Origin of the sequence: Nocardia sp. CC227C (assembly GCF_030767025.1) — a bacterium.
Lineage (GTDB): Bacteria > Actinomycetota > Actinomycetes > Mycobacteriales > Mycobacteriaceae > Nocardia.
Genome location: NZ_JASITE010000004.1, coordinates 229,841 through 255,839 on the forward strand (window position 1 = coordinate 229,841; position 25,999 = coordinate 255,839).

The 25,999-nt window shown below is 67.7% G+C and carries 26 protein-coding genes; 14 read left to right on the forward strand and 12 right to left on the reverse strand.

All coding sequences use genetic code 11. From position 1 onward, the window contains the following. Window positions 1–122 precede the first annotated feature (122 nt). Window positions 123–1,526, forward strand: a complete 1,404-nt coding sequence (locus tag QMO76_RS09610; protein ID WP_306360844.1) for a class II fumarate hydratase — start codon at window positions 123–125, stop codon at window positions 1,524–1,526. A 41-nt stretch (window positions 1,527–1,567) separates the two neighbouring features. Beyond that, window positions 1,568–2,401, forward strand: coding sequence for a PASTA domain-containing protein (locus QMO76_RS09615; RefSeq protein ID WP_306360845.1), 834 nt, complete (start codon window positions 1,568–1,570; stop codon window positions 2,399–2,401). 286 nt (window positions 2,402–2,687) lie between these two features. Here the strand turns inward: QMO76_RS09615 and QMO76_RS09620 are convergent, their stop codons facing one another. Then, window positions 2,688–3,866 carry an FAD-dependent monooxygenase gene (locus QMO76_RS09620; protein ID WP_306360846.1) on the reverse strand — a complete coding sequence of 393 codons (1,179 nt, stop codon included), beginning with the start codon at window positions 3,864–3,866 and terminating at the stop codon, window positions 2,688–2,690. Window positions 3,867–3,957: 91 nt separating this feature from the next. Here QMO76_RS09620 and QMO76_RS09625 point away from each other — a divergent pair, with 91 nt between their 5' ends. Together QMO76_RS09625 and QMO76_RS09630 are read left to right on the forward strand one after the other, a co-directional pair. Beyond that, window positions 3,958–4,671: a TetR/AcrR family transcriptional regulator gene (locus QMO76_RS09625; RefSeq protein ID WP_306360847.1), complete on the forward strand. Its 714-nt coding sequence runs from the start codon at window positions 3,958–3,960 to the stop codon at window positions 4,669–4,671. Between the two features lie 44 nt (window positions 4,672–4,715). Further along, window positions 4,716–5,138, forward strand: a complete 423-nt coding sequence (locus QMO76_RS09630) for a limonene-1,2-epoxide hydrolase family protein (protein WP_306360848.1) — start codon at window positions 4,716–4,718, stop codon at window positions 5,136–5,138. A gap of 4 nt (window positions 5,139–5,142) precedes the next feature. Here QMO76_RS09630 and QMO76_RS09635 read toward each other — a convergent pair whose 3' ends face one another. Both QMO76_RS09635 and QMO76_RS09640 read right to left on the reverse strand, forming a co-directional pair. Continuing rightward, a complete protein-coding gene (locus QMO76_RS09635) occupies window positions 5,143–6,570 on the reverse strand; it encodes an MFS transporter (protein ID WP_306360849.1) in 1,428 nt (475 codons plus the stop codon). A 19-nt stretch (window positions 6,571–6,589) separates the two neighbouring features. Further along, entirely contained in the window at window positions 6,590–7,162 is a 573-nt protein-coding gene (locus QMO76_RS09640; protein ID WP_306360850.1) for an NADPH-dependent FMN reductase, read from the reverse strand. A gap of 121 nt (window positions 7,163–7,283) precedes the next feature. Here QMO76_RS09640 and QMO76_RS09645 point away from each other — a divergent pair, with 121 nt between their 5' ends. Further along, on the forward strand, window positions 7,284–10,415 hold the full coding sequence (locus QMO76_RS09645) for a BTAD domain-containing putative transcriptional regulator (protein ID WP_306360851.1): 3,132 nt from the start codon (window positions 7,284–7,286) through the stop codon (window positions 10,413–10,415). 73 nt (window positions 10,416–10,488) lie between these two features. Here the strand turns inward: QMO76_RS09645 and QMO76_RS09650 are convergent, their stop codons facing one another. From QMO76_RS09650 to QMO76_RS09660, 3 genes are all read right to left on the reverse strand, one after another. Continuing rightward, window positions 10,489–11,358 (reverse strand): acyl-ACP desaturase, encoded by an 870-nt coding sequence (locus tag QMO76_RS09650; protein ID WP_306360852.1) that lies wholly within the window; start codon window positions 11,356–11,358, stop codon window positions 10,489–10,491. Window positions 11,359–11,861: 503 nt separating this feature from the next. Beyond that, entirely contained in the window at window positions 11,862–12,455 is a 594-nt protein-coding gene (locus QMO76_RS09655; protein ID WP_306360853.1) for an LGFP repeat-containing protein, read from the reverse strand. A 750-nt stretch (window positions 12,456–13,205) separates the two neighbouring features. Then, the gene (locus tag QMO76_RS09660; protein ID WP_306360854.1) at window positions 13,206–13,376 is read right to left on the reverse strand and encodes a hypothetical protein; all 171 of its coding nucleotides are present in this window, start codon (window positions 13,374–13,376) and stop codon (window positions 13,206–13,208) included. A 1,108-nt stretch (window positions 13,377–14,484) separates the two neighbouring features. On the opposite strand from QMO76_RS09660, the gene QMO76_RS09665 reads away from it, so the two are divergent. After that, window positions 14,485–14,967 (forward strand): hypothetical protein, encoded by a 483-nt coding sequence (locus QMO76_RS09665; protein WP_306360855.1) that lies wholly within the window; start codon window positions 14,485–14,487, stop codon window positions 14,965–14,967. 14 nt (window positions 14,968–14,981) lie between these two features. Here QMO76_RS09665 and QMO76_RS09670 read toward each other — a convergent pair whose 3' ends face one another. Together QMO76_RS09670 and QMO76_RS09675 are read right to left on the reverse strand one after the other, a co-directional pair. Next, window positions 14,982–15,716, reverse strand: a complete 735-nt coding sequence (locus tag QMO76_RS09670; protein WP_306360856.1) for a protein phosphatase 2C domain-containing protein — start codon at window positions 15,714–15,716, stop codon at window positions 14,982–14,984. Between the two features lie 74 nt (window positions 15,717–15,790). Next, the gene (locus QMO76_RS09675) at window positions 15,791–16,630 is read right to left on the reverse strand and encodes a sigma-70 family RNA polymerase sigma factor (RefSeq protein WP_306360857.1); all 840 of its coding nucleotides are present in this window, start codon (window positions 16,628–16,630) and stop codon (window positions 15,791–15,793) included. 304 nt (window positions 16,631–16,934) lie between these two features. Here QMO76_RS09675 and QMO76_RS09680 point away from each other — a divergent pair, with 304 nt between their 5' ends. The 6 genes from QMO76_RS09680 to QMO76_RS09705 are packed head-to-tail and all read left to right on the forward strand — an operon-like array spanning window position 16,935 to window position 19,841. Beyond that, on the forward strand, window positions 16,935–17,261 hold the full coding sequence (locus QMO76_RS09680; protein WP_306360858.1) for a hypothetical protein: 327 nt from the start codon (window positions 16,935–16,937) through the stop codon (window positions 17,259–17,261). Next, entirely contained in the window at window positions 17,258–17,668 is a 411-nt protein-coding gene (locus tag QMO76_RS09685; RefSeq protein ID WP_306360859.1) for a helix-turn-helix domain-containing protein, read from the forward strand. The genes QMO76_RS09680 and QMO76_RS09685 overlap by 4 nt, the downstream gene beginning before the upstream one ends. Beyond that, window positions 17,668–18,417 carry a hypothetical protein gene (locus tag QMO76_RS09690; protein WP_306360860.1) on the forward strand — a complete coding sequence of 250 codons (750 nt, stop codon included), beginning with the start codon at window positions 17,668–17,670 and terminating at the stop codon, window positions 18,415–18,417. The genes QMO76_RS09685 and QMO76_RS09690 overlap by 1 nt, the downstream gene beginning before the upstream one ends. A gap of 50 nt (window positions 18,418–18,467) precedes the next feature. Beyond that, entirely contained in the window at window positions 18,468–18,665 is a 198-nt protein-coding gene (locus QMO76_RS09695; protein WP_372341937.1) for a helix-turn-helix transcriptional regulator, read from the forward strand. Between the two features lie 2 nt (window positions 18,666–18,667). After that, window positions 18,668–18,946: a hypothetical protein gene (locus QMO76_RS09700; RefSeq protein ID WP_306360861.1), complete on the forward strand. Its 279-nt coding sequence runs from the start codon at window positions 18,668–18,670 to the stop codon at window positions 18,944–18,946. Continuing rightward, the gene (locus QMO76_RS09705) at window positions 18,939–19,841 is read left to right on the forward strand and encodes a site-specific integrase (protein ID WP_306360862.1); all 903 of its coding nucleotides are present in this window, start codon (window positions 18,939–18,941) and stop codon (window positions 19,839–19,841) included. The genes QMO76_RS09700 and QMO76_RS09705 overlap by 8 nt, the downstream gene beginning before the upstream one ends. A gap of 263 nt (window positions 19,842–20,104) precedes the next feature. On the opposite strand, the gene QMO76_RS09710 is transcribed toward QMO76_RS09705, so the two are convergent. Both QMO76_RS09710 and QMO76_RS09715 read right to left on the reverse strand, forming a co-directional pair. After that, window positions 20,105–21,382, reverse strand: coding sequence for a PhoH family protein (locus QMO76_RS09710; protein ID WP_306360863.1), 1,278 nt, complete (start codon window positions 21,380–21,382; stop codon window positions 20,105–20,107). A 352-nt stretch (window positions 21,383–21,734) separates the two neighbouring features. Then, complete coding sequence (locus QMO76_RS09715) at window positions 21,735–22,109, reverse strand: DUF488 domain-containing protein (RefSeq protein WP_306360864.1); 375 nt, start codon at window positions 22,107–22,109, stop codon at window positions 21,735–21,737. An 81-nt stretch (window positions 22,110–22,190) separates the two neighbouring features. Between QMO76_RS09715 and QMO76_RS09720 the strand changes: the two genes are divergently transcribed. Continuing rightward, on the forward strand, window positions 22,191–22,463 hold the full coding sequence (locus tag QMO76_RS09720; protein WP_306360865.1) for a hypothetical protein: 273 nt from the start codon (window positions 22,191–22,193) through the stop codon (window positions 22,461–22,463). Window positions 22,464–22,611: 148 nt separating this feature from the next. After that, window positions 22,612–22,920 carry a glutaredoxin domain-containing protein gene (locus QMO76_RS09725; RefSeq protein ID WP_306360866.1) on the forward strand — a complete coding sequence of 103 codons (309 nt, stop codon included), beginning with the start codon at window positions 22,612–22,614 and terminating at the stop codon, window positions 22,918–22,920. A gap of 273 nt (window positions 22,921–23,193) precedes the next feature. Here the strand turns inward: QMO76_RS09725 and glyA are convergent, their stop codons facing one another. Beyond that, window positions 23,194–24,486 carry a serine hydroxymethyltransferase gene (gene glyA / locus QMO76_RS09730; protein WP_306360867.1) on the reverse strand — a complete coding sequence of 431 codons (1,293 nt, stop codon included), beginning with the start codon at window positions 24,484–24,486 and terminating at the stop codon, window positions 23,194–23,196. Window positions 24,487–24,668: 182 nt separating this feature from the next. Beyond that, the gene (locus QMO76_RS09735) at window positions 24,669–25,868 is read right to left on the reverse strand and encodes a DUF885 domain-containing protein (protein ID WP_306360868.1); all 1,200 of its coding nucleotides are present in this window, start codon (window positions 25,866–25,868) and stop codon (window positions 24,669–24,671) included. Window positions 25,869–25,999: the final 131 nt, after the last annotated feature.

Here is a 25,999-nt window from a genome sequence, read left to right on the forward strand (position 1 = left end):
CACCGACAACAAACCCGGGGTCGGTCCGGCCGTCACCGGATGACACGAAACGATCAGCTCACCAACAGGTGGTCAAGGCGTGGCTTCCCCACGGACCCCCGCACGGGCCTAGGGTCGAGTTCATGAGCGAGGAGACCGAGTACCGCATCGAACACGACACCATGGGCGAGGTCCGCGTCCCCGTCGATGCGCTGTGGCGCGCGCAGACCCAGCGTGCCGTGGAGAACTTCCCGATCAGCGGGCGCGGGCTGGAGCGGGCGCAGATCCGGGCGCTGGGGCTGCTGAAGGCCGCCACCGCGGTGGTGAACCGGGATCTGGGGCTGCTTGATACCGCCAAGGCCGACGCCATTGTCGCGGCCGCCACCGAGATCGCCGACGGCGCGCACGACGATCAGTTCCCCATCGACGTCTTCCAGACCGGTTCCGGCACCAGTTCGAATATGAACACCAACGAGGTGATCGCGACCATCGCCGCCCGGGCCGGCGTGACCGTGCACCCGAATGACGACGTGAACATGTCGCAGTCGTCCAACGACACCTTCCCGACCGCCACGCATCTGGCCGCCACCGAGGCCGTGGTGAAGGATCTGGTTCCGGCACTGGATCATCTGCGGCTGGCGCTGCTGGACAAATCCGCCGAATGGCGTGATGTGGTGAAGTCCGGCCGCACCCATTTGATGGACGCCGTACCGGTCACCCTGGGTCAGGAGTTCGGCGGTTACACCCGGCAGGTGAGCGCCGGGATCGAGCGGCTGCTGGCCACCCTGCCGCGCCTGGGCGAGCTGCCCATCGGCGGCACCGCGGTCGGCACCGGCCTCAATGCCCCGGCCGGTTTCGGCGCGAAAGTCGTCGCGGAACTGAAGAAGTCGACCGGGCTGGACGCCTTGTCGGAGGCGAAGGACCATTTCGAGGCGCAGGCCGCGCGGGACGGGCTGGTCGAGGTTTCCGGCGCGCTGCGCACCGTCGCCATCAGCCTCACCAAGATCGCCAACGATATCCGCTGGATGGGGTCGGGTCCGCTCACCGGCCTGGCCGAACTCCAGCTGCCGGATCTGCAGCCGGGCTCGTCCATCATGCCGGGCAAGGTGAATCCCGTTCTCCCCGAAGCGGTCACCCAGGTGGCCGCGCAGGTTATCGGCAATGACGCGGCGGTGGCCTGGGGCGGCGGCAACGGCCACTTCGAACTCAATGTCTACATCCCGATGATGGCCCGCAATGTGCTGGAGTCGATCCGGCTGCTCGCGAATGTCTCGCGCCTGTTCGCCGACAAGTGCGTCAGCGGCCTCACCGCCGATGTCGAGCGGCTACAGCGGCTGGCCGAATCCTCCCCCTCCATCGTGACCCCGCTCAACTCCGCCATCGGCTACGAGGAGGCCGCCGCGGTCGCCAAGCAGGCGCTGAAGGAGAACAAGACGATCCGCCAGACCGTCATCGATCGCGGTCTCATCGGCGACGCGCTCACCGTCGAGGAACTCGACCGCCGCCTGAACGTGCTGTCGATGGCAAAAGTCAACGACGACAAATAATCTCGTGCGGGTATGACCTACCCGAAGGGATGCTTGTGAGAATGCGCGTTGTCGTCGCAGTCGCGGCGACACTGACCGCCCTGCTGTCCGGCTGCTCGAGCGAACAGTCCGGCACCGCGACGGAACCGACCGCGACGACAACCACCGCGCCGACGACGGAGACCACCGCACCGACCACGACCGCGCCGAGCACGGGCGAACCCGTCGACGCGGCGGCGTACCGGCTCGCGGACACGCCGACCGGCACACCCGGGTACTACTTCCAGACGCCCAGCGGCAACTTCCGCTGCGCCATCTTCGACGAACCACTCGCCCTCGCCGACACCGCCGTCGAGGCGGGCTGCCAGGGCCGTCTCGCCGCCGTTCCGGAGGGCGAGCAGCCGTGCGCGGAGATGTCCGGGGCGCAGGCGCCGATGCCCGCCTTCGGCCTCAGCCTGGACGGGCCGCGGTTCGCCTGCACCACCGAGGGGCTGTTCTACGGTCCGGGCGATATCGAGGCGCTGCCCTACGGCTCCTACCTGGAGTTCGGGAATGTGCGCTGTCTGTCCCGCGAAGTCGGCATCACCTGTGAGCAGCGGGAGTCCGGGGCCTCGTTCTTCGTGTCGAAGGAATCCAGTCGGCTGGAGAACTCCGGTGGGGCGGAATCGACGCTGGTCGCGGTGCCCGATGTGCGCGGTGAGCGCCCGATCCGCGCGGAGAATCTGCTCGCCGAGGACGGGCTGCTGGCCAAGGTGGTCGGCGGAACCGATCGCGGGCCGCACGACGCTCAATGCGTGGTGGCGGAACAGAATCCCGCGGCTGGTACGAAAGTGACTGCTGGGACAGTGGTTACTCTCACCACCGGCGAGGTGGGATTCGACGCGGGCAGCTGCTGAAATTATCGCTCCGGCACTTACCGGGTCAGGGACCTATTTTCCGGATAGCGGATGAAATGTGAAACATGCCACTCATTGCTCCCGATTAGCTGGGTGTCCGTGAAAACAGCGGATGTTCCACGAAAGGAAAGAACAATGTTGACTGGACTCGCTGCCTTCTTCGTCACTCTCGGCGCAGCTGGACTCGTGGCCGCCCTGGCGACACTGGGCATCATCATTTGAATATCTCGGTCGGTGGGTATGGTGGCGTAGGTCGCCATACCCACGCACCGGGGTGCGCCGATTCTCATCGCGCACCAATACTTTCCGGATAATCTCTCAGGTCGATATCGTTCGCCGCCCTGTCGCCGTACTTTGCCATCCACGCGAAGGCGCGCGAACCCAGGAACCAGTTCCGGAAACGAATTCCCAGCGCGGTCTTCGGGGCCAGGAAAGGTCCCGGGTTGGCGCCGTCGACCGTGCGCAGGTATCGCTTCATGATCTCGTCGTAGCGCGCGAAGCCCACCGTGTGGTCACCGCCCGCAGCGGCGAGTTCACCTGCGAGAACGTAAGCTCCCACCACCGCGTGCCCGGTGCCGAAACCGGCGAGCGTATTGCCGTGGGCGGCATCGCCGACGAGCGCTACACGACCCGTGGTGAATTTCTTCATTCGCACCCTGCTGATCGAATCCAGATAGCAGGTTTCGGTGGCCTGGAGTTCTCCGAGCAGTTCGGGCACGCGCCAACCCATTCCGGTGAACTTGTCGATGACGATGCGTTTCTGGGCGGCGATGTCGTCGCGGGGGTAGTCGAGTTCCCGGGACGCGAACATGTACAGCTGCGGTGATTTCGGACCACCCGCGATGACCAGCCGTCCCGGAGTGTTGTACGCATAAGCGGTTTCCCGCACTCGCGGCGCACCGGGATCGGTCGGCGCGTCGCCGGCGATGCAGTAATACCAGCCGCGGTAGCGCACATGGTCGCGCTCCGGGCCGAATGCCAATCGCCGTACGCCGGAATGGATTCCATCGGCCCCGAAAACCAGGTCGAAATCCCGGCCCGGAGCGTTCTCGAATTCGACGTGCACGCCGTCGGAATCCTCTCGCAGGGCGGTGATCCGATCCCCGAAGATGTATTCGCAGTTCGCGGCGCTGTGGTCGTACAGCACGCGCGCCAGGTCGCCGCGCCGGATCTCGAGATCGCCGCCGGTGAAATCTCCCGACATGAACGCCAATTCGACGCCGTCGGCGTCGACGAACCGGGTATCGGTGGTGCCGGTGCGGCGGGCGCGCAGGTCGTCGAGCACGCCCATGCGCGCCAGCACGGTCAACTGGGTCTCGCCCTTGAAGTCGACCGCCTGACCACCGGGCCGCACCGCGGGAGCCCGCTCCACCACGGTCACGTCGACACCGTAGCGGTGCAGCCAGTAGGCGAGCGCGGGACCGGCGATGCTCGCGCCGGAGATCAGAACGGTGGTTCTGCGCATGACGTTCCCTTCAACTGTGTCCGGTAGACGCTATAAAGCGTATGGCGGACACAGTTAGACGTCAACGCCGATTTCCGGAAGGATGACCACCATGGCGGCACCCACCACCACGGAACTGCTGTGGGGCACCCGGCAGCGGCCCAAACGCGGACCCAAACCCTCGCTCACGCTGGAACGCATCGTCGCCGAGGCCATCGCCCTCGCCGATGCGGAAGGACTGGCCAACCTGTCCATGGCTCGGCTCGGTGAGCGGCTCGGCTGCGCCAAGATGGCGCTCTACCGCTATGTGCCCGGGAAGGCCGAACTCACCGCCCTCATGCTCGACACCGGAGTGGGCGCGCCGCCGGAACTCGACGCGGACGAACCGTGGCGGGGGTATCTGGGCCGCTGGGCGGAAACGCTGTACCAGCGCATGCACACGCATCCATGGACCATCGAACTCTCCGTCGGCGCGCACGTCATGGGCCCGCACGAGATGAGCTGGGTGGAGACCGCGCTGCACGCGCTCGACGACACGGGGCTGACGGCCGCCGAGCAGTTCGACACCGTGGTACTGCTGATCGGGCATGTGCGCAGCCTCGTCCAGCAGATCGGCGGCGGCGACGGCGCCGACGCGGAAGGGCGGTTGCAGCGCGAGATGGCGGCGGTGCTGGCCGCGCACGGCCGGGACTACCCGCATGTCGTCGCCGCGCTGGCCGCGGCGGCGGCCGGGCCGGCCGGAGAGTCCGGGCGCGACAACGCGCTGCGCTACGGGATCGACCGGATTCTCGACGGTGTGGCGGCGTTCGTCGCACGGCGGAAGTGAGCCGAATACTGTTGCCCGCCAGCGCTCGGGCTTAGAGTCGGAACATGTCCGACTTACCCGAACTCCGGCAGGACGCCGTCACGGCGGTGCGCGAATTCTTCGCCGCCCTCGAGGTCAACGCCCTGGACGAGGCCATGGACCTCGTCCATCCCGGAATCGTCTGGAAGAACACCTCGCTGCCGGATGTCCGCGGAGCCGACCGCGTGCGATGGGTGCTGAACCGCTTCGCGGGACCCCGGTACGGATTCCGCGCCGATATGCACCACGTCGCGGCGACCGACGACGGCGTCGTGCTCACCGAGCGCACCGACTACCTGCGAGTGGGGTCGGTGGAAGTGGCCTTCTGGGTGTGCGGCACGTTCGAATTCGTCGACGGACGGATCTTCGTCTGGCACGACCACTTCTCGTGGGAGAACTTCGTGCGAGGCACCGTGGTGGGCGTGGCACGGGCGCTGTTCTCGCGCTGAGCGCTCACCGGCCCCCGCCTCGGACCGGGGCGGGCTCGGTCGCGGGATGTTCGCGGTCGGCCGCGCGACGCCCGGGCAGCGCCGCCGCGGCGAGCAGGCCGAGCAGGGTGAGCGCGGCGGCCATGACGACCGTGGTGCGCAGGCCGTCCCCGGTCGCGATCCGCAGGGCCTCGTCGTCGAGCCCGGCGGTGCCCGCGTTCGCGACGCCGACGAGAATCGCGAGTCCGGCGCCGATACCGACCTGCATCGCGGTGTTCGCCATCCCACCGGCGGTGCCCTGTTCGCGCGCGGCGACGCCCGTACCGGCCGCGGCGAACATGGTCGGGAAGACCGTGCCCGTCCCCATGCCGTAGACCACGATTCCGGCCAGGATCGTCCGGTAGGACCCGTCGGCGACCATCCCCACCGCGAGCAGGGCACCACCGGCCGCCGCGAGCACCAAGCCGATGACCAGGGTGGCGCGGAGGCCGATCCGGACGATGAGCCGCTCGGCGACGAAGTTCGCGACCGCGATGACCAGCGACAGGCTCAGGAACACGAGTCCGGTGACCAGTGCGCTGTAGCGCCACACGTTCTGCAGGAACAGGGTGAGGAAGTAGACGATGTTCTGCACCGTCGCGCCGAACACGAAGATGACGGCCAGCACCGGCCCCAGCGCGCGGGCCAACCGCAACGGCATCAGCGGGCTGGCACTGCGCGCTTCGATGACCACGAACGCGACCAGCAGCGCCACCGCCGCCGCGGCGCCTCCGAGGACGGGTGTCGAGGTCCACCCGGACTCCGGCCCCTGCGCCACGGTGAATACCAGCAGGGTGACGCCCACGGTTCCGGTGAGCGCGCCGGGCACGTCGAACCCGCGACCCCGATCGCGTGGACCGTCCGGACTCAGCAATCCGAAGGCCGCCGCCGCGCCCATGACGACCAGCGGGATGTTGATCAAGAACACCGCCTGCCACCCGAAGGCACTGGTCAGCACGCCGCCGAGCAGTGCGCCGAGACTGAGCCCGCCCGCACCGGCCATCGCCCAGACCGCGAGCGCGCGGATCCGCTGCGCACCCTCCTCGAACATGGTGTTGACCAGCGACAGGGTCGCGGGGAACAGCAGCGCCGCACCGGCTCCCTGTAGCGCCCGGGCGACGATCAGCGCGGTCGTGGTGGTGGCCAGGCCGCCCAGCAGCGACGCGGCTCCGAAAACCACCATGCCGAGAACGAACATCCGCCGCTTGCCGAGCAGATCCGCGGACCGTCCGCCCAGCAGCAGCAAGCCGCCGAAGAAGATGGCGTAGGCGCTGACCACCCACTGCATCGAGTGGCCGGAGAAGCCGACGTCGCGGGCTATGTCGGGGAGGGCGACATAGATGATCGTGAAGTCCAGCGAGGTGATCAGGCTGGAGAAGGCCAAGAGGGCGAGGGTTGTCGCAGGGCGTTTCATGAGCTGTCCTTCTCCGGTACTAGTGCGCATACGGCCGGATGGCCCGGGCGTCGTGTAGTGCACGGGCCCACCAGGTGAGTTGGTGGAGCAGTGCGGTCGCGGCGGCTTCCGCGCCGGCGGCGTCCAGCGGCCGGCCCGCGTCGTCGAACCTGTTCCAGCAGGAGTGGAAGCTCACGGTGTTGCGGATGGTGATCGCGTGCAGTTCGCCGAACACCTGACGCAACTGCTCGACGGCGCGCAGGCCCCCCGAGACTCCGCCGTAACTGACGAAGGCGACCGGTTTCGCCTTCCACTCGTCGACGTAGGAGTCGATGGCGGTCTTGAGCGGGGCGGGGTAGCCGCGGTTGTACTCGGGCGAGACGATCACGAAGGCGTCGGCCTCGGCCAGGCGCGGAGCCAGGGCATCGACCGCGGCACCGGTTTCGTCCAGGACATCGGACAGACCGGCTTCGGCGAGATCGATCAGGTCGAGGTCGAGCCCGCCGTGCGCCCTCGCGTGACCGTGGAACCAGGTCGCCACCGTCGGTCCGAATCGCTGTGCTCGTGTGCTGCCGATGATGATCGCCACGCGCAGGGGATCGGTTGCTTGCATCGCGTCTGCCTTTCCACAGTGAAGTCGATCCCCACGACCTTCACGTCCGGGGCCTACAGGACCCCTACAACCGGCCTACACGCCGTTCGGCCGCGACCGAGCGGTCCGTATCGTCTCGGGGATGAGGTTCGGTGTGCTCGGCCCGCTCGAGGTGTGGACGGATCGGGGTGTACAGGTCGCGATCCCGGCCGGGCAGTTGCGAACGGTGCTCGCCGTACTCCTGGTCCACCGCGGACATTCGGTATCCACCGACCGCCTCGTCGACGCGCTGTGGCCGCGCCGGACACCCCGGGACGCCGCGGCCGCCCTACAGGTCAAGGTCTCGCAACTGCGCGGGGCGCTCGCCGCCGCCGAGCCGGGTGCCCGCGCTCTGGTGATGTCCGGGACCGGGGGTTATCGCCTCGATGTCACGGCCGATGCGGTGGACGCGGGCCGGTTCGAGGAGCTGCTGGCATCCACCGGCTCGGACGCGCGCTCGCGGGCGGATGCATTGTCCACCGCGCTCAGGCTCTGGCGGGGCGCGCCCTTCGCCGATGTGGCCGACGCGGAATTCGCGGCGGTCGAGGCGGCACGGCTGGCGGAACTGCGGCTCTCGGCCGTGGAAGCCTGGGCCGCGGCGCTGCTCGAACTCGGCGAATACACCGATCTGGTAGCGGAATTGGCGCCGCTGGTCGCCGAACATCCGCTGCGGGAACGGCTGTGCGCCGCGTATCTGCGCGCGCTGTACGGGTCCGGCCGCCAGAGTGAGGCCCTCGCCGCTTTCACCGAGTTGCGGAAACGGCTACGCGCCGATCTCGGCATCGATCCCGGCCCCGAGATCGCCGAGGTGCATCGGGCCATCCTCGCTCAGGATCCGGCGCTCACGCCTGCCTCGGCCGCCACGCCGACGAACCTGCCCGGCCAGTTGACCGAACTGATCGGTCGGGCCGAAGCGGTGCACGAGGTGCACGGCCTGGTCGGCGACTACCGGTTGGTGACACTCGTCGGCCCCGGCGGAGTCGGCAAGACCCGGCTCTCGATCGAGGCGGCGCGCGGACTGACCACCGACCACCCCGACGGCGTGTGGTTCGTCGAACTCGCCGGGATGAACGCGACCACCGCCGCCCGCACCTCCATCCTGGACACCGTGCACGCGGTGATCGGAATCCGCAGCGACATTCGGACCGCCACCGGTCCGCTCGACCGACTCGTCGCCGCGTGGGACGGCAGACAGGTGCTGCTCGTCCTCGACAATTGCGAGCATCTGGTCGCCGTGGTCGCCGAGCTGACCGAGCAACTCCTGCGGTCGGTGCCCGGTCTGCGGATCCTGGCCACGAGCCGGGAACCACTCGGTGTCTCCGGTGAAGCCGTCTATCCGGTCGCCGCGCTCGAACTGCCGTACTCGCCCGCTGATACCGGCGTGGCGGCACTGCGGAAATTCAGTGCCGTCCGGCTGTTCACCGCCCGCGCGGCGGCCGCTTCCCCCGGTTTCGCCATCGACGCGGGAAACGCCGCGGCCGTCGCGACGATCTGTCGCCGACTCGACGGAATCCCGCTGGCACTGGAGCTGGCCGCCGCCCGGGTGCGGGCATTCGGCGTCCGGGAACTGGCGGCGCGGATGGACGATCGATTCGAGCTGTTGGTCGCCGGACGCCGGAGCGGGCCCGGCCGCCAACAGACGCTGCGCGCGGTAATCGACTGGAGCTGGGAACAGCTGACCGAACCGGAACAGGCCGTGCTGCGCAGGCTCTCGGTGCACAGCGACGGGTTCGGGCTCGCGGCGGCCGAATACGTCTGCGCGAGTGCGGACCTCGCCCCGGAGCGGATCGCCGACCTGCTCGCCCGCCTGGTCGACCGCTCGCTGGTCGCGATGACCGACACCGATGCGGGCCCCCGCTACCGGCTGCTGGAATCGGTCGCGCTGTACTGCTCGGATCGGCTGTCGGAGGCCGGTGAGGCCGACTCGCTGCACACGGTGCGCAACGAGTACTACACGGCGCTGTCCGAGCGGGCGCACGCACAGCTGCGAGGCGCCGACCAGCGGCATTGGCTGGCCGTGCTGGATATCGAATACCCGAATATGCGGTCCGTCGTCGAGGATTCGGTGCGTCGCGGCGATTCCGGCGTCGCACTGCGCCTCGTCGGCGCGCTGGCCTGGTACTGGTTTCTCCGCGGCCGGATCGAGGAGGGCATCCGGCAACTCGACGCGGCGCTCGGCGCCGGCGGGGCGGCCGCCCCCGCACTGTGGGCGCGGGCCAATGGCTGGCGATCGGCGCTCACGCTGCTCAGCATTGCCGCGTCCGACCGACCGGAGCTGGTCGAGGCCGGACTCGCGGGATTCGACGGGGTGAACGATCCATCGGGCCGCGCGTTCACCGAATGGATACTCGGCGAGGTGCTGCTCGGCGGCGGCGACCAGTCGGTCAGCGCCATGCTGGCTCAGCGGTCTCTGACGGGCTTCCGCACGTCCGGGGATCAGTGGGGTATCGCCGCCGCGCTCAGCAGCGCGGCCCACCACGCCATGCTGCGCGGCGACCTGGCGGCCATGGCCCGTGACGCGACCGAGAGTGCCCGTCTGTTCGAGGTTCTGGGCGATCGATGGGGCCAGCTGCGTGCCGATGAACTGCTCGGCCGACACGCCGAGATCATCGGCGACTACGCCGAATCCACGCGTCTGCGCCGCGACGGACTGCACCGGGCCGAGGAACTCGGCCTGTGGCCGCGGGCGGCCGACATGATGTCGGGACTGGGCCGGCTCGCCCTGCTCGCGGGCGACCTGGCCCAAGCGCGAGTACTCCACGAGCGCGCCCTCGAACTCTCGGTGAACCAGGGTCACGAACCCGGCCGGATCTTCGCGGCGGTCGGCCTCGGCATCGGCGCCAGACGCGAAGGACGCCTCGACGAGGCCGAGAAACACACCCGGGCGTCCCTGGACTGGAACCGCGAAGTCGATTACGCGCCCGGTGTCGCCCACAGCCTCGCCGAACTCGGCTTCATCGCCGAACTGCGCGGCGATCCCGAGCAGGCGCACGCCTACCACCGGGAAAGCCTGGCGGTGGCCCGGCGAATCGGTGATCCCCGCGCGATAGCCCTCGCACAGGAGGGCCTCGCGGGTGCCGCCGCCCTCGCCGGGCACACCGGACGCGCCCGCCGCCTGCTCCGTACGGCGGCAGCGGCGCGCGATGCGGCGGGAGCACCGCTGCCCGAACCGGAGCGCATGGATGTGGACCGCATCATGGCGGCGATCAGGGCCGCCGCCGATCACCCCGAATGAGCCACGGCCGCGCACGAACTCAGGAGCTCGGCGGCCGACCCGGCCGCCTGCTCCATGGCCTCGAGAACACGCGCTAGCGGGCTACGACCAGGCGCAGGGTTTCGAGTTCCGCGCGGGCCTGTTCGCCGGATTCGCCGAGGTCGGTGCGTCCGAAGACGTTCCAGCGGTCCAGCAGCGGGGCGAAGACGAGCTCGGGTTCCTTGGCGCGGTCGTAGAGGCCCGCGTCGGCGAGGACGTCATCGCTGCTGCGGCCGTCGGCGAGGGTGGCCTCCGGAACGCGGAAGTCGGTGACGCGGTCGGCGATGGCGCGCATGGTCTGGTCCGGGAAACGGTCCAGGGCGGCGGTGATCAGGTTCGCGAAGAATTCCGCCTGGAGTTCGTCGTCGACGGCGATGCGGCGGGCGATCTCGGTGACCATGGGGTTCTCGCCGAGCGCCTCGGTATTGCGGTGCCGCACCGCGGACGCGGTCTCCTCGAGGGCGCACACCGCCAGCACGTCCAGCAGGTGCATGGGCGGGCGGCGGAAGCCGCGCGTCATGTGCTCCATGCGCATCCGCTCCAGCTCCACCGGGTCCACCGCACGGGTGACCATGAGGTAGTTGCGGATGAGGATCTCGTGCCGGTTCTCCTCCGCGGTCCACCGGCCGACCCAGCGCCACCACGGGCCGCGACGCAGGTGCCTGCCCAGTTCGCGGTGGTAGGACGGCAGGTTGTCGGCGATCAGCACGCTGACGGTGAGCGCCAGCTTCGCGGTCTCGCTCAGCTCGGATTGCTCGGGGTCCCAGTCGATCCCACCGAGGAAGGCGAAGTTGCGGCCGTCGTCCCAGGGCACGTAGTCATGCGGCTGCCACCCCGCGGCGGCGGCGATGTGGCGGGTCAGGTTGGTCTCCACCTCCGGCGCGAGTGCGTCGAGGAGGTCGCGGTCGGACAGCACATTCTGCACCGGCACAATCTAGCGGCTGCGCGGCAAACATGGGGATCTTCGCGCCGTATTCGCAACGGCTATCGCAAAACCCAGCATCGCGCCGCGTGTCGCCACTCCGTGGCGCGTGTCGCGCGGGCCGCGCGAGCACCCGCCCGCGGGTGCCCCGCGACAATCCAGCGCCCCGCCGACCAGTCGGTACCCGGCCAACACACGGCGGTCGTGTCGCATCCGCACCCCCGCCCCACCGCGAGTCCCATCGCACCGCGAGTTGCGCCGCACCGCGAGTTGCACCGCACCGCGAGTTGCGACTCAGATGCGGTCGGCGGCGGCCAGTTCCTCGACCAGCAGTTCCGCGAAGGTGTAGGTGCCGGTCGGCTGGTCGTCCTGCCCGAGCAGGTAGAGGCGCTGGCACCGCGAATCCCGCCGCACCGCGAATCCCGCCGCACCGCGAATCCCGCCGCACCGCGAATCCCGCCGCACCGCGGGCTCGGAGCACAGCTGCCGAGCCCGCGGTGGTCGGACTACTTCTCGGTGACCGTGATCTGTCGATCCACCCAGGTGATGGTGCCACCGGTGAAATCGCTCTGCTTGCCGCCCGCGATATCCATCTCGTCGGTGGTCGGGTAGCCGAGCTTGCCGCCGGGGCCGCCATTGGCCATCCAGGCCTCCCGGATCTCGCCCCAGACGATGTGCGCGCCGGTGTCGGGGCTGCTGTAGATGGCTCCGCCCTCGAACGCCTGCATGCTGCCGCCGCCGGGCGCGTCCTCCGATTCCCCGGTGGGTTCGCCGAGCGGGCTCGTGACGCCGCCGGCGGCGTTGTACTTCTCCAGAATCGAGCCGGACACCTCGATATCCCCGGCGGCGGTGGGGATCTTGGTTTCGGGGGTGTCGTCGCGGTCGGCGTCGCCGCGATCGGTCTCGTTGTCGGGGGTGGCGTCGGCGTTGTCACCGGTGTGGTCGTCGGCATGTTCGGTGGCCGTGGCCATCGCAGTGGTCGTCGCCATCCCGGTGTCGGGCTTGGCGTCCTTGTCGTCCTTGGCGCAGCCGGCGAGCGGCAGCGCCACCAGGGCGATCGCGGTCATGAATCCGGCCGTGCGTCGAGCGAAGTGGTGCATGATCATCCTCCCGCTGCGGGCCGCACGGAGGTGCCGTGTTCCCACGACACCTCCGGCGACTCAGATCGACATTCGGCAGCTGTTCGGCAAACCTATCGGTATCAGCCGAAATCAGCTTCGAGCAGGTACTTTGCCGGAATATACCCGTCGACCCGTGAGGCAAACCACACGCCCGGCGTTAACCGGTTCAGGAGTTGGGCCCGGACTGCTTGCAGGGAGTTTGGACGGTTTGGTGACGTTGGCGAAATCCTCTGGCCTGCACTTTCAGTGTTGGGGAGGTTGGGTCAGCGGGAGCTGCGATCGAGGCTCCTGCGTACTTTCTGCGTACCCGGTCGGCCTACTGTCGCCGCGGCTGTCGCTTGTGTCCACCGGTGTCCAGTGCCTGTCTCCTTACGGTGGCGTAGGTAGACAGTGGTGGACACCGGGAGGCGACAGGACTGGACATCGAGGCGACAGCAGGAAACACGAAGGGCGACAGCGGGAAACAGCCGCTGGACGCACCACGAGCAGTGCGGTGGTGCGCTCGAACAGTCCAGCGCTTCCGGCAGCCCCGCAGAGAACGGGTGAAGTGGTCCGCTGCGCAGGGCTTGCGCACTGGGTGGGGTGTAGGTGCTGCGCGGCGTCGGCCGTGCGCATGGTCCCGCGCACCGCGGTGTGGAAGTTGTCCAGGTTCCTGGACGCGGACCGCCAGGCCGGACAGACGGCCGGGTAGCGCCGCCGTCCGGTTCGAATCGAGTGGAATGGCCGAGATCAGTCGATCGTGCCTTCACGGCGTTGGCGGGCCACTTCGCGCCGCACGGCCCACCGAACAAGCGCCAGACTTACAACAAGGACCACCAGCGCGTACACGACCCAAAGGCGCTGATCAGGATGACGCACGAACAGGAACACTGAGATCCCCAGGTAGATGGCGAGTGACACTCGGGACTGACTACTCCACTGCACATCGGCGATTATCCAGCAACCGCAAACGCTTTTCGATACTGGGCGGTCTGAAGTGCCTTCGCTGCTACCCCTCAGGCCATCCGGGCATCTGTCGTGTTGAATGCCCGTTCTTTGCCCGCTCCCTCCGAAGCGGAAGCTTGCCGACGCCGGGGCTGGGGCAAGGGTGGCCGCCAGGCCATCGCCGTAGGCGACGCGCAGCGCCCTTGAGCCAGGTTCGGGGGCGGCGCACAATCTCCCCCGCTGAGGGAGCGGGCAAGCGGCTCACCGTGATTCGAGTTCCGGCGGCCGGTGTCCACGGCCGGGATCGGTGGGTGCCAAACGCTAGCGAAAAGCTAGCGAAAAGGCATGAATGAGGCATGACTCCAAGTCATGACTTTTCGCTAGGTGGGAACGTCCCCGATCCCCTGCCTGACCTGCGCAAGCGTGCTGCTCGCCCCCACCCCCACCCGAACGACATCTCATACACACTTCGTGCGCATGAGATGTCGTTCGGGTGGGGGTGGATTCAATCATCATCCTGAAGGACAGATCAGGCAGGGAATCGGGGACGTTCCAAGGTTGGGTGGGTGGTTGCGTTTTGGTGGCTATCTTGCGTTGGCATGGTGGTTCCGGGACGGGCTAGCGTGTCGCAGTCGGCCGCGGGGCGGCCTTGGTGCGCCACGCTGTAGCCAGCGTCCCTACGTTGGGTTACCTCCGGCCTGCTGGGCGCGTGAGGCGTGGACGCGGCGGTAGAGCGCCCGAGTGGGGTGCCGCAGCTGGGTAGCGTCGGCGACTTACCGCTTACGCGGGGAGCTCGGGCATGCGCGGTATGGGGTGCCGTTCGGGCTCCAGGTCTACCGCTTACGCGGGGAATTACCTCTTACGCGGTAGCGATCCGAGGAGAGATTGCGCAGCCTTCGGCCGCGTGCCCATGAACGGGGAACCCCTTCCTTCCTCAGCCGGAGATTGTCTTACGACTGCGGAACCGCATCAAGGGCGCTGCGCGTCGCCTACGGCGATGGCCTGGCGGCCACCCTTGACCCGGCACCACAGTCGCTAAGGGACGGCCTGTACGAGGAAGGAAGGGGACGAAAGGTCGGTGGGCATGTCAGTGGCCGATGCGACCATGAAGGGCATGGGGATGGAAGCCACCAAGGCCGTCGCCGCCGAGCTGAACGGCTATCTCGTACAGCAGAAAAGACACCTGCGATGGTTGCGGAACCGTTCAATGATCACTGATGAACTGACCAAGCTGGTGGTGGCTTGGGCGCGGGACCACCAAGGTTGGCGCGCGAAGACCGAACAGGAGATCCTTTTCAAGAAGGGCGTCCACCATCCCGGGGAGTGGTGGGGCTATGTTGATGTGGGTATCGAACGGCCAAAACCACTGCCGCCGCTGATGATTGAGATCGATAGCGCGAACAAACGATGGTCGCTGGACAAGCTGGTCGGCGCGACCGATCAAGGCTGGGATGCGATCTGGTTACGATGGGGCGCACCGCAAAACCCACAGTTGCTGATCCCGGAGCCAGTGCAGTTGGTGTATCTGGACGTGAAACCATGGAAGAAGCCTCGAACACCACGCTGAGAGTCGCCCTTCGCTCAGACGGCAGCGACGATCAGAGTCTTGTCGTCGTGGCGCTTCGCCCGCGGTAATACGACGCCGCACGGGTCGGTCTCGGCTTCCCACTGCTGAAGTCGGCTTAGTAAATCCGCCATCTCGTTGCTGTTCAGGGCTGCGACTTCTGGCCATGAGTACCCCAAGGCTTCGAGCGGGTCTGTTACTCCGTCTGTCGCCAGAGCGACCCATGAGAGAGCCTTCATCGAGCGCGTCATGGTAATAGCGTGCCGGGAGGCTTCGGGGACCGTCGAGGCAATCCAGTACCCGCCTGGCCGATTACGGCGGCGTCGCTGCTCTTGCTGTAGCTCGACTAGGAGCTCTCGGTGTTCGTCGTTGTATCCGCCGCCACGTTGGAGCCGTGACCGATACGCGCCGGACTGTGGCAGGCCCAGCCGCTCCAGCCGGTCGTCGCAAATGATCTCCTGGGTCCCGTCGCGGTAACCGAGAACGATCGTGCTATCCCCGAGGGCCAGAAGATCGAGGAATCCGCCCGTGCGCGCTCTAATCACGGCGACTGTGGACGATGGCGCATCTGGTGATCCAAACGGGAGGCCCAACATCGCGATCGTCTTGCGCAATGCAAGGACGAGAACGGTTGTCAGCGAGGAGGATTCGTCCATCTCATCTACGAGAGACCTACCCAAGTTCTCAGCGAATGCACCACCGGAGACTCTGCCGGGAGATCCAAATGCGCTGGCGCCATCCAGAACAGCCACAGTGTCCGACGCGACCAGCAAACGGTCGTCATCCGAATTGGCGGGGAGCTGGGCCGAGGCGATCCGCGAGAACATCACCAGGTGTACGGCCCTGCGATCAGCCGTGTGGCTTTGACCGCGAAGTCCTCATCGAAGTCGCAATGAACAACGCCGCTGACGGACAGAGTTCTGTTGTCGTTGAACAGCCCTTCAAGGTTCGCGTCGAGCCACTGAGCTACGCCCAGCGAGCCGACGCTCATGATGCCAGCGATGTGCAGGACGATTCGATTCCCCAAAACGTGCCGACCGAAGTATCCGACATCGGATCGAACTGTCGAGTCCGGCCGTCGATACGGCGAGTCGAACCGTTGCCCCGTCTGCTCGTCGGTAATCCACCAGCGGTCATGTTCCCGAACGAAGTCCAACCGGGGATCAGTATCCAGCAGGGTTCGAGCTACCGGCGCGGACTTCGGCCCACAGATGACAACGGCGTCCCCTGCCGGAACATCAGCATCATCAGGTTCAATCGCGAAATTTGTTGATGCGAGCGCCAACCGGCTCAAGGTTGCCTCGATAGACGCCTGAGTCGCTGCGTCGGCTGCATCGAAGAACGTTCGTTCGCGACCGTCCTCGAAGCCGTATCGACGAGGGATTCCTACCGCTACCGGGCCTACCCCGAAGAAGGCGCGCTCTGGAGCTGGAGCGGAGTTCCGGATCTGCGTGATACGCCCCTTGGTGACACCCAACCGCAATGCGATCTCGGTGTAGTTCAATCCAAGGTCTCGGTAGGCCTCGTCGATCGACGCCCGACGAAGGCGTGCGAGCTCGGCAGCACGCTGCTGGTAGAGCGTAATGAGCTCGGTCGCCCGCCGACCGCGCCGCAACGGGTCAGGGTCACGGCGGACAGCCTCGAACTCGTCATCGCTCACGTTCACGAGAGCCAGTTTAGGGGGTATTGACTCGTGCCTACAGAAGCCCTACCCTGTGGTTTATACCACTAAATTAACGCAGCCAACGTTGATCGTGTTGGTTTAGGGGTATAAATCACGCGCTGGCTCCTACGCACTAGCGCCGAAACGCAAAGACTCCCCGGCAGTTGGAGCTACCGGGGAGCCGAAGACCGAAGCGGTTGCAGCCGCTTCGTTTGCCTCAGATTCAAGGAGTGCCTGAAGCATGTCCAGTGTAGAACGTCCGTGTATCCCGAACCATTGCCTGTCTGCGGTAATGCAGGAGTTGGGGGTGAGCAACAAAGGGCTTGCCCACCGGATGCGAGTGGTCAGTGAGCGTGATGGCGGCAGGGTGCTGCGACCCTCGCATTCGAACATCAAGAACTACCGGGTCGGTAAGCATCAGCCGACCGCGCGCAGCCTCGAAGTGCTGTTGATGGCGCTGAGCGAGAAGGCTGGCCGTCCCGTCACCGCCGAGGAGATCGGCTACCGGCCCGTGACGCCGACGGTGAAGTTCAACCCGTGGGAGCGGTTCGCCCAGCAGTACGCCGCCAAACAGTACGCCGATGTTCTCGCCGCGTGCGGGCTCGGCACCGCGCAGATGGTGGTGGCCCGATGACCGGCAAGAATGTGCGCTTGCAGCAAGCGATGTTGCGGGCCGGGCTGACCCCTGCCAAGGTCGCCGCCGCGGTGGAGGTGGACGCGAAGACCGTGGAACGGTGGGTACGAGGACGGACGCCCTACCCGGTGCACCGGTACGCGGTCGCGACGCTGTTGCAGGTGTCGGAGGCCGACCTGTGGCCCGACGACACCGCCCGCCGTCCCGCACGGTTCAGCTTCGCTGGTGTCTGCATCTGGTGTGAGCGACGCGGCTGCACCGATTCCGACTGCGTGATCCGACACGAGTCGGCGCTGTGGGAGGAATGCTCCGCGTGCGAGGGAGCGCCGTGGAGGCGGCCGGGCGGCTGCGGATGTCTGTACGGACTGGTGCAGTCGGCCAAGTTCGCCGGGGCGGGGGTGGCCTGATGGCGGTCTACCTCAACCCCCGCGATATGACCGGGGTGACCGTGCTGGCGCAGCACTACGGCGGCCCCTTGGATGTCGCGGCCGAACTGTTGGGCGTGAGCGTGACGAACATGTACCGCATCGAACAGCGGTGGCGGACAGCCGGACTGGTGAAGCGGGAGACCCTGCGCCCGGTCCCCGGCCCGCGGTGGGTGGTGCCGCGACGGTCGGTGGCGGAACTGCTGCTCGACCATCCGGTCCGGCATTGGATGCCCACGCCGAAAATGGCCGATCACGTGACCACGGTGCTGCGCACCCGGATCGCGTTAGCGGGCATGGACCTCGACCGGTGGGTATCGGAGCGGCAATTGCGGGCCGAGGTCGGCGCACCGGTCCGCGGGGTGAAGCGCCCGCACATCCACGACGGCCGCTACCTCGACCCCAAGGGCCAGTGGTGGGCGGTGGAAGTGGAGCTCAACGCCAAAGATCCCGCCTACGCCTACCGCACGCTGTACGCGGCCATCGAGGCCGCCGCAGTCGCGCACTGCCACGGCCTGATCTATTACTGCCGAGGCGACGCGGTCCGCAACGTCATCCGCACGGCCGCCGACCAGCTGTTCAAGCAGCAGGCACACCTGTTCCGGGGTGGCCTGGAAGTCCGCATGGCGCGGCTGGAGACCCTGTTGAGCAAGCCGCCCACCCGGGGCGGGATACGGCCGGACCTGCGCTTGGTCGACGGCGGAGCCGACATCAACCGAACCGCGCTGTGACGCGGGTATCGAACACGAATCATCAAGGGACAGTGAGTATCACCATGGACATGAACGACCGATTCCTCCAGGCCAAGGACTGCGAGGAGCTGACCGGAATCCCCGCGGCCACGTGGCGCTACTGGGCGCACATCGGCGCGGGCCCGGAGAGCTTCAAGCTCGGCCGCCGCCGCGTATGGCGACACAGCGTGATCCTGGCGTGGATCGAGCAGCAGGAGGCCGAGACCCGGCGAGGGGAGGCCGTCTAGCCGTGGCAGCACGACGGAACCGCCGCGCGAGCGTCGAAGACCTCTGGTACAAGACCGTCTCGAAAATCGGCGACGACGGGACGAAGACCAGCGAGCGTGTTCCGTCGAAGCTGCACGGCACCGGGAAGCGCTGGCGCGCTCGCTACGTCGATGACAACGGGAAGGAACACAGCCAGCGCTTCACCCGCAAGGCCGACGCCAAAACCTGGCTGGACGGCCCTGGCCACCCTGGTCAGCGGGACGCACGTCGCCCCACGGGATGCTCAGATCACCGTGCGTGAGTGGAACGCCGAGTGGATCAAGGGCTACGCGATCCACCGCGCTGGCACCGTGAAGCAAGGCCGGATCCATATCGCCCAGATCAACGCCGAGTTCGGGGACCTTCAGCTGTCGGCCATACGTCCGTCCAGCGTGAAAGCCTGGACGGCGAAGCTCAAGGAACAGGGCTACGAGGCCAGCTACATCTACGCGCTGCACGGTCGGCTGTCCCAGATCCTCAACGACACCATTCTCGACGGCCGTCTCGCCCGCAATCCGTGCTCCAGGCGGACATCCCCGCCCGCTGGCAGGCAGAAGGTCTACTGCGCCACCACCGAACAGGTGTGGGCCATCTACGAGGCGGTGCCGGACCATATCCGGCCCGCGGTTCTGCTCGGAGCCTTCGCGGGGCTGCGGATCGCGGAGGTGTCCGGGCTGCGCGTGGCTGACGTCGATTTCATCCGCGGCATCGTGCACCCGAAACAGCAGTGGCCGGCCAAACCGCTGAAGACGCCCGGATCAGAAGCGCCGATCCCGATTCCGAACGAACTCGCGCTGGAGCTGTCGGCAGCTGTGCGTCGGCGGCCGGGCGAGCGGGTAGTGGCCGACGACTTCGGCAAGCCCGTGCCGCCCTGGCAGATCGAGGCCGCGTTCCGCGACGTGCGAGCCAAGGTTCCGGGGCTCCCGGAAGAATTCAGCTTCCAAGACCTGCGTCACTATCTGGCGTCGCTGCTGATCGCGCACGGCGCGAACATCAAGGTCGTCCAGGCTCGCATGCGGCACGCGAAAGCGAAGACCACACTGGACACCTACGGGCATCTCTGGCCCGACACCGACGAATCGACCAGACTGGTAATCGCCGCGGTGTTCAAGGAGCGGAACTCCGCCCCGTCGCGGGCAACCGACGAGCAGGCGTAGGCGACAAGCTGTCGCCCCGGCTGTCACCTCTGTCCACCGGTGTCCAGCGCCTGTCTCCTTACGGTGCCGTAGGTGGACACTGGAGGCGACAGGACTGGACACCGAGGCGACAACGGGTGGACACCGAGGCGACAGCAGAGCACGGAGAAGGCGGCGGACAGCCATCAAAGAATGTCCGCCGCCTTCCGTGTTTCCCGACTACTGCGTACCCACTGCGTACCAAACCCGGCATTCACCGGCATTCACGCAGGTCGCGCAGCTTTTCAGGAGTTGGGCCCGTACTCCTCCAGCATCTCGGTCACCAGGGCGGCGATCGGCGAACGCTCGCTGCGGGTCAGGGTGATGTGGGCGAACAGCGGATGCCCCTTCAGCTTCTCGATCACGGCGGCGACGCCGTCGTGCCGACCGACTCGCAGATTGTCGCGCTGCGCCACATCGTGGGTGAGCACCACCCGCGATCCCGTGCCCAGGCGGCTGAGCACGGTGAGCAGCACATTGCGTTCCAGTGACTGCGCCTCGTCCACGATCACGAAGGAGTCGTGCAGGGACCGCCCGCGAATGTGGGTGAGCGGCAGCACCTCCAGCATGCCGCGCGACTGCACCTCCTCCATCACCTCCTGGCTGGCGAGCCCCTCGAGGGTGTCGAAGACGGCCTGCGCCCACGGCCCCATCTTCTCGCTCTCCGAACCGGGCAGGTAGCCGAGATCCTGGCCGCCGACCGCGTACAGCGGCCGGAACACCACGACCTTGCGGTGCGAGCGGCGCTCCAGCACGGCCTCCAGACCGGCCATCAGCGCCAGCGCCGACTTGCCGGTACCGGCGCGGCCGCCCATGGACACGATGCCCACGCTCTCGTCGAGCAGCAGATCCAGGGCGATGCGCTGCTCGGCGGAACGGCCGTGCAGGCCGAACGCCTCGCGATCACCGCGCACCAGCTGCACCCGCTTGTCCGGGGTCACCCGGGCCAGCGCGCTGCCGTTGGTGCCGAGCAGTCGAATGCCGGTGTGGCACGGCAGGTCTCGGGCCTCGTCCAGATCGACGACGGACTCGGCGTAGAGCTTGTCCACCACCGCCGCGCTGACGTCCAGCTCGGCCATCCCGGTCCAGCCGGAGGTGACCACGTCCTGGGCGTGGTACTCGTCGGCGGCCAAGCCCACCGCGCTCGCCTTGACGCGCAGCGGAATGTCCTTGGACACCAGGACGACTCGATGACCCTCGGCCGACAGATTCAGCGCGCAGGCCAGAATCCGGGAGTCGTTGGTATCGGTGCGGAACCCGACCGGCAGCACCTCCGGATCGGTGTGGTTCAACTCGACCTGCAAGGTCCCACCGTCGACGCCGACCGGAATCTCCTGGTCGAGCCGTCCGTGCTGGAGTCGGAGATCGTCCAGCATGCGCAGCGCCTCGCGGGCGAACCAGCCCAGTTCGTGGTGGTGGCGTTTGGCCTCGAGCTCGCTGATCACCACGATCGGCAGCACCACATGATGCTCACCGAAGCGGGTGACCGCCCAAGGGTCCGACAGCAACACCGAAGTGTCCACGACAAAGGTTTTACGTCCGGATTCGGACGACTGCGAGGCGCGAACTCCCTTTCCGGTGCTCGCGGTGCGGGCATCCCTGCTGGGAGCGGTTACGGAGCGTGCATCAGTCACGGTGGGCTCCTTTGTCACCCACGCGGCCCCGCGCGGGTGTTCTCGCTGGGCCGGTCCGCCCTGTAGGTCAGTCGACCCGAGGGCCGGGTGCCGGCCCCCTCGCACTGAGTTGCTCAGTCACGACCAGGACCTCCCGTACGGGCCACCTCTACGCGACCCGCACCCCCGACGCTACAGCCGATTTGGGCTTCCGGCCTACCGAGTTACAGGCGTGTTGGTGAAGATCCCGTTAACGGACGCCCTATTCGGGCGATTCGCCCAATTCGGCGAGCAGTATCGGAACGTGGCTGTGATCATGTTCTTTCACGGCCGTGACCAGCGTCGATGTCTGAGCAGCGGCCTCGTGGCGCAACCGCGCCAACACATCCCGCGCGGCATCGTCGGCGAGCTCGGCACGGTACCGGCGCTCGAACTCCGCCCGACGCCCCGACGGGTCGGCGTGGAACCACTTCCGCAGCGCCGAGGAGGGCGTCACCTCCCTGGCCCACTCGTCGATCTCCGCCGCCTGTTTGCTGATCCCGCGCGGCCACAGCCGATCCACCAGCACCCGGCGGCCGTCACTCGACTCCGGCGGGTCGTACACCCGCTTGACCTGGAAACGCGGTTGCTGTGCCATCTCCGTATGGCAGCACGAACCGGGCGGCCGACGCGATACACCACGCCGCCGATTCCGATCCGGAGCCGATACAGTCGAACCATGGCCGATGATCAGGATCTCGAGAAGCTGTCCTCCAAGGAACTGCACAACCGCGCCGTGAAGCTGGCCGTCCGGCACGGTGACGTGAAATTCCTGTGGGAACTGCTGAAGTCGATCCCGGCCGCCGAGGCCGCGGCCGGCAACATCGGGGAGAGCGAGGCCGACATCAAGTACGTGCTCCCGGTGCTCGACGACTACGTGCACGCGGGCGAGGGCGATATCGCCGAGGTGCTGCGGCCCATGTACCTGGACTACCTCGTCAAGCACTCCTGAGCGGGCCGGGCACGCGATACCGTTCGACGGGTCCGCGTCGCGCGCACGAACCGCCGGGAAGTCTCCGCGAGGGAACGGCCCGCGGAGGTTTCACCGCCGCTCTGCTCGACTGGCTGCGCACATCCGCGCGCTGACCTAGACTCCGGACATGACCGCCGATTCCACCCCGGAGCTGCTAGTTTACCGCCGCGCAGGCTGCCCCTACTGCTCCCGGATGCGGCGGGTGCTCAACCGCCACGGCATCGTGCACAGCGAGATCGATATCTGGGAGGACCCGGACGCGGCCGCCTTCGTGCGCTCGGTCGCCGACGGCAACGAGACCGTTCCCACGGTCGTATTGAAAACCGAAGCGCGCGAGCAACATTGGGTCAACCCGTCCCCGAAGCGGCTGATCCGCACGGTGTCCGCCGACGCACCCGCGCTCACGGAGGGGCCGCGCAAGTTCTGGAGCTGGTAGGAGTCCGGCGGCCACACCCGCCCGGCCACACCACCATTCGGCCACCCAGCTCGCACCACAAGCTCGCACCGCGACTTCACGCCGCGAGCGTGCCCGCGCGCCTGCCGGTAGCGCCACACCGCATGGTGTCACCGCCCGCGTCAACCCGCCCGCTTCACCGATCGGCTCGCGCCGGGTAGCCGCGACCGGGCCCCGGACACCGGCGGGGCCTGGTTATCGCGTGCTATAACCAGGCCCCGATGCTTCAGCGCCGCAGGCGTTTCGGCGCGGTGATCAGCCGAGCAGTTTCCAGTCCTCGAGGCCCTCGTAGAGCGGGAAGTCCTGGGCCAGCTTGGCGACCCGGGCGCGCAGGGCGGCGATGTCACCGCCGGTGAGGGCGGTGGCGATGATGTCGGCGACCTCGGTGAACTCGGTGTCGCCGAAGCCGCGGGTGGCCAGCGCGGCGGTGCCGATGCGCAGGCCCGAGGTGACCATCGGCGGGCGCGGGTCGAACGGAACGGCATTGCGGTTCACGGTGATTCCGACCTCGTGCAGCAGATCCTCACCCTGCTGGCCGTCCAGCGCCGAGTTCCGCAGATCCACCAGCACCAGGTGCACATCGGTGCCGCCGGTGAGCACGGTGATGCCCTTGTCCTTGACATCCGCGCCGGTGAGCCGCTCGGCCAGGATCTTCGCGCCCGACAGCGTGCGCTGCTGACGCTCCTTGAACTCCTCGCCGCCCGCGATCTTGAAGGCCACGGCCTTGGCGGCGATGGCGTGCATGAGCGGGCCGCCCTGCTGGCCCGGGAAGACCGCGGAGTTCAGCTTCTTGGCGAAATCCTGCTTGGCCAGGATGAGACCCGACCGCGGACCGCCGAGGGTCTTGTGCACGGTGGAGGACACCACATCGGCATGCGGCACCGGCGACGGGTGCAGACCGGCGGCGACCAGACCGGCGAAATGCGCCATGTCGACCCACAGGTACGCGCCGACCTCGTCGGCGATCTCCCGGAAGGCGGCGAAATCGAGGTGACGGGGGTAGGCCGACCAACCGGCCACGATCACCTTCGGGCGGGTGTCGCGGGCGATCTCGCGCACCTGGTCCATATCCACGCGGTGGTCCTCCTTGGACACCCCGTAGGCGTGCACCTCGTACAGCTTGCCGGAGAAGTTCAGCCGCATGCCGTGGGTGAGGTGGCCGCCGTGCGCCAGATCCAGGCCGAGCATCTTGTCGCCCGGATTCATCAGCGCCATCAGCACGGCGGCATTGGCCTGCGCGCCCGAATGCGGCTGGACATTGGCGAATTCCGCGCCGAAAAGCTCCTTCACGCGTTCGCGCGCCAGCTCCTCGACCTTGTCGACGGCCTCGCAGCCACCGTAGTAGCGCCGACCCGGGTACCCCTCGGCGTACTTGTTGGTGAGCACGCTGCCCTGCGCCTGCAGCACGGCGCGCGGCACGAAGTTCTCGGAGGCGATCATCTCGAGGGTGTCGCGTTCCCGGGTGAGCTCTTCGGCCATCGCGGCGGCGACCTGCGGGTCGAGCTCGGCGAGCGACTGGGTGTTGACGGAGGCGGCGGTCTGGGTCACGACGGTCAGTCTAGGGGGCGGCCGTCGACCGATCGCTCACCCCCGCCGCCTCCCCGACACCCGCGTGCACCATCGTCCCACCCGCGGAGTCAGCCACCTCCACAACGGCAGCGCACGCCGCCACCCCGCCACGCCGGCACGCTCCGCCACACCCCGCGATGTCAGCGTGCTCCGGCACGACCTCAGGGCATGCGACGTATCGCGCCCGGGGTGAGGGGCTCGTCGAGCAAGCGGCGGAAGCGTTCCGAGCGGTCGTCCGCGTCGGCGGCACCGTCGAGCCAGCCGCCGAGCAGACGGTACCCCTCCACGTAGGTGGAGATGTAGGCGCGCCACAGCGGGGAGGACAGGAAGCGCAGGGCCTGGCGGGCGCGTTCGGGCGTCGCCAGGCTCCAGCGCTCGAGGAAAACCGCCACCTCGTCGGCGTCCCTGCGGCGATCGTGCAGCAGCAGCGCGGCGTCCTGACGCACGTTCAGCAGTTTGGCGGAGGCGTTCGACAGGCGTTCGGCGCGTTCACCGTCGAAGCGCAGGCCGAGGTCGGCGTAGATCTCCTGCGCCCATCTGCCCCACCCCGGACCCACGATGGACTTCAGCGCCAGATCCGCCAGCCCCTCCGCCATCAGGCACTGCGGGGTGTTCACCAGGAACAGGGTCTGCTCGGCCTGCCCGGCCGCCACCAGCCCGGCTTCCTTGCGGCAGTGCTCGGTGTGATGCCCCGGATAGGACTCGTGCGCGATGAGGTGCGGCAGGTTGGCCATGTGCTGCTTCAGGTCCGAGTTGATGGCGACCCGGGACTCGAAGTTGCCGAGGTAGTAGTTGAAGCCGGACCACGGCTTGTCACCGACCACCTCGTACTCCACGAATTCGTGGTCGGGCAGCGGATAGCGCTGGCGCACCAGTTCCCGCAGCGCGCCCGAGAACGCCGCCACGCACGCCCGCAGGCGCTCCGGCGGAATCTCGTCGGCGCGCCGGTGCGCGCTCACCCGCTCGAACAGCGAACCCTCGCCCGCGAGCACCTCGTCCATCTGTCGGTGCGCTTCCTGGTACTCGGCCTCGTCACCGGGGGCGATATCCACGTCGAAGTAGGCGCGCACCTCCTCGACGAACGGAATCTCGTCCCCGGCGAATGTGCGCGCCGAGCACTCCATGGCCCGCAGGTGCACGTCCAGGAATTCGGTGCGTTCGGCGGCGAGCCCGGCCTCGGGCAGTTCCTTGCGCAGTGCCGCGGCGCGGTGCGCGAGATCGCGGGGCTCCGGCCGCGGCGCGTTCTGCACCTCGCGACGCAGAGCGGGATCACCGGTGTACGCGTCGACGAACCCTTCCTCGAGCCGGTCGAAAGCCAGGCCCAGTCGCAGATAGTCGGTAACCAGGGGATGCGCTGCCATGTCCGCAGACACTAACGGCCCCGGGCCACCGCGGCGACGGTCCGGACCGGTGAAGCGCCGGAACGCCATTTCAAACGTGGAGTCCGCGTGGGATATCTCACCCTTGCTACTGGCCGGTAACTACACCCGGT

Excerpts from the sequence above, each read along its gene's own strand:
- QMO76_RS09610 (WP_306360844.1), top strand. The coding sequence starts at position 123 with ATGAGCGAGGAGACCGAGTACCGCATCGAACACGACACCATGGGCGAG.
- QMO76_RS09615 (WP_306360845.1), top strand. The coding sequence starts at position 1,568 with ATGCGCGTTGTCGTCGCAGTCGCGGCGACACTGACCGCCCTGCTGTCC.
- QMO76_RS09620 (WP_306360846.1), bottom strand. The coding sequence starts at position 3,866 with ATGCGCAGAACCACCGTTCTGATCTCCGGCGCGAGCATCGCCGGTCCC.
- QMO76_RS09625 (WP_306360847.1), top strand. The coding sequence starts at position 3,958 with ATGGCGGCACCCACCACCACGGAACTGCTGTGGGGCACCCGGCAGCGG.
- QMO76_RS09630 (WP_306360848.1), top strand. The coding sequence starts at position 4,716 with ATGTCCGACTTACCCGAACTCCGGCAGGACGCCGTCACGGCGGTGCGC.
- QMO76_RS09635 (WP_306360849.1), bottom strand. The coding sequence starts at position 6,570 with ATGAAACGCCCTGCGACAACCCTCGCCCTCTTGGCCTTCTCCAGCCTG.
- QMO76_RS09640 (WP_306360850.1), bottom strand. The coding sequence starts at position 7,162 with ATGCAAGCAACCGATCCCCTGCGCGTGGCGATCATCATCGGCAGCACA.
- QMO76_RS09645 (WP_306360851.1), top strand. The coding sequence starts at position 7,284 with ATGAGGTTCGGTGTGCTCGGCCCGCTCGAGGTGTGGACGGATCGGGGT.
- QMO76_RS09655 (WP_306360853.1), bottom strand. The coding sequence starts at position 12,455 with ATGCACCACTTCGCTCGACGCACGGCCGGATTCATGACCGCGATCGCC.
- QMO76_RS09665 (WP_306360855.1), top strand. The coding sequence starts at position 14,485 with ATGTCAGTGGCCGATGCGACCATGAAGGGCATGGGGATGGAAGCCACC.
- QMO76_RS09685 (WP_306360859.1), top strand. The coding sequence starts at position 17,258 with ATGACCGGCAAGAATGTGCGCTTGCAGCAAGCGATGTTGCGGGCCGGG.
- QMO76_RS09690 (WP_306360860.1), top strand. The coding sequence starts at position 17,668 with ATGGCGGTCTACCTCAACCCCCGCGATATGACCGGGGTGACCGTGCTG.
- QMO76_RS09695 (WP_372341937.1), top strand. The coding sequence starts at position 18,468 with ATGAACGACCGATTCCTCCAGGCCAAGGACTGCGAGGAGCTGACCGGA.
- QMO76_RS09715 (WP_306360864.1), bottom strand. The coding sequence starts at position 22,109 with ATGGCACAGCAACCGCGTTTCCAGGTCAAGCGGGTGTACGACCCGCCG.
- QMO76_RS09720 (WP_306360865.1), top strand. The coding sequence starts at position 22,191 with ATGGCCGATGATCAGGATCTCGAGAAGCTGTCCTCCAAGGAACTGCAC.
- QMO76_RS09725 (WP_306360866.1), top strand. The coding sequence starts at position 22,612 with ATGACCGCCGATTCCACCCCGGAGCTGCTAGTTTACCGCCGCGCAGGC.
- QMO76_RS09735 (WP_306360868.1), bottom strand. The coding sequence starts at position 25,868 with ATGGCAGCGCATCCCCTGGTTACCGACTATCTGCGACTGGGCCTGGCT.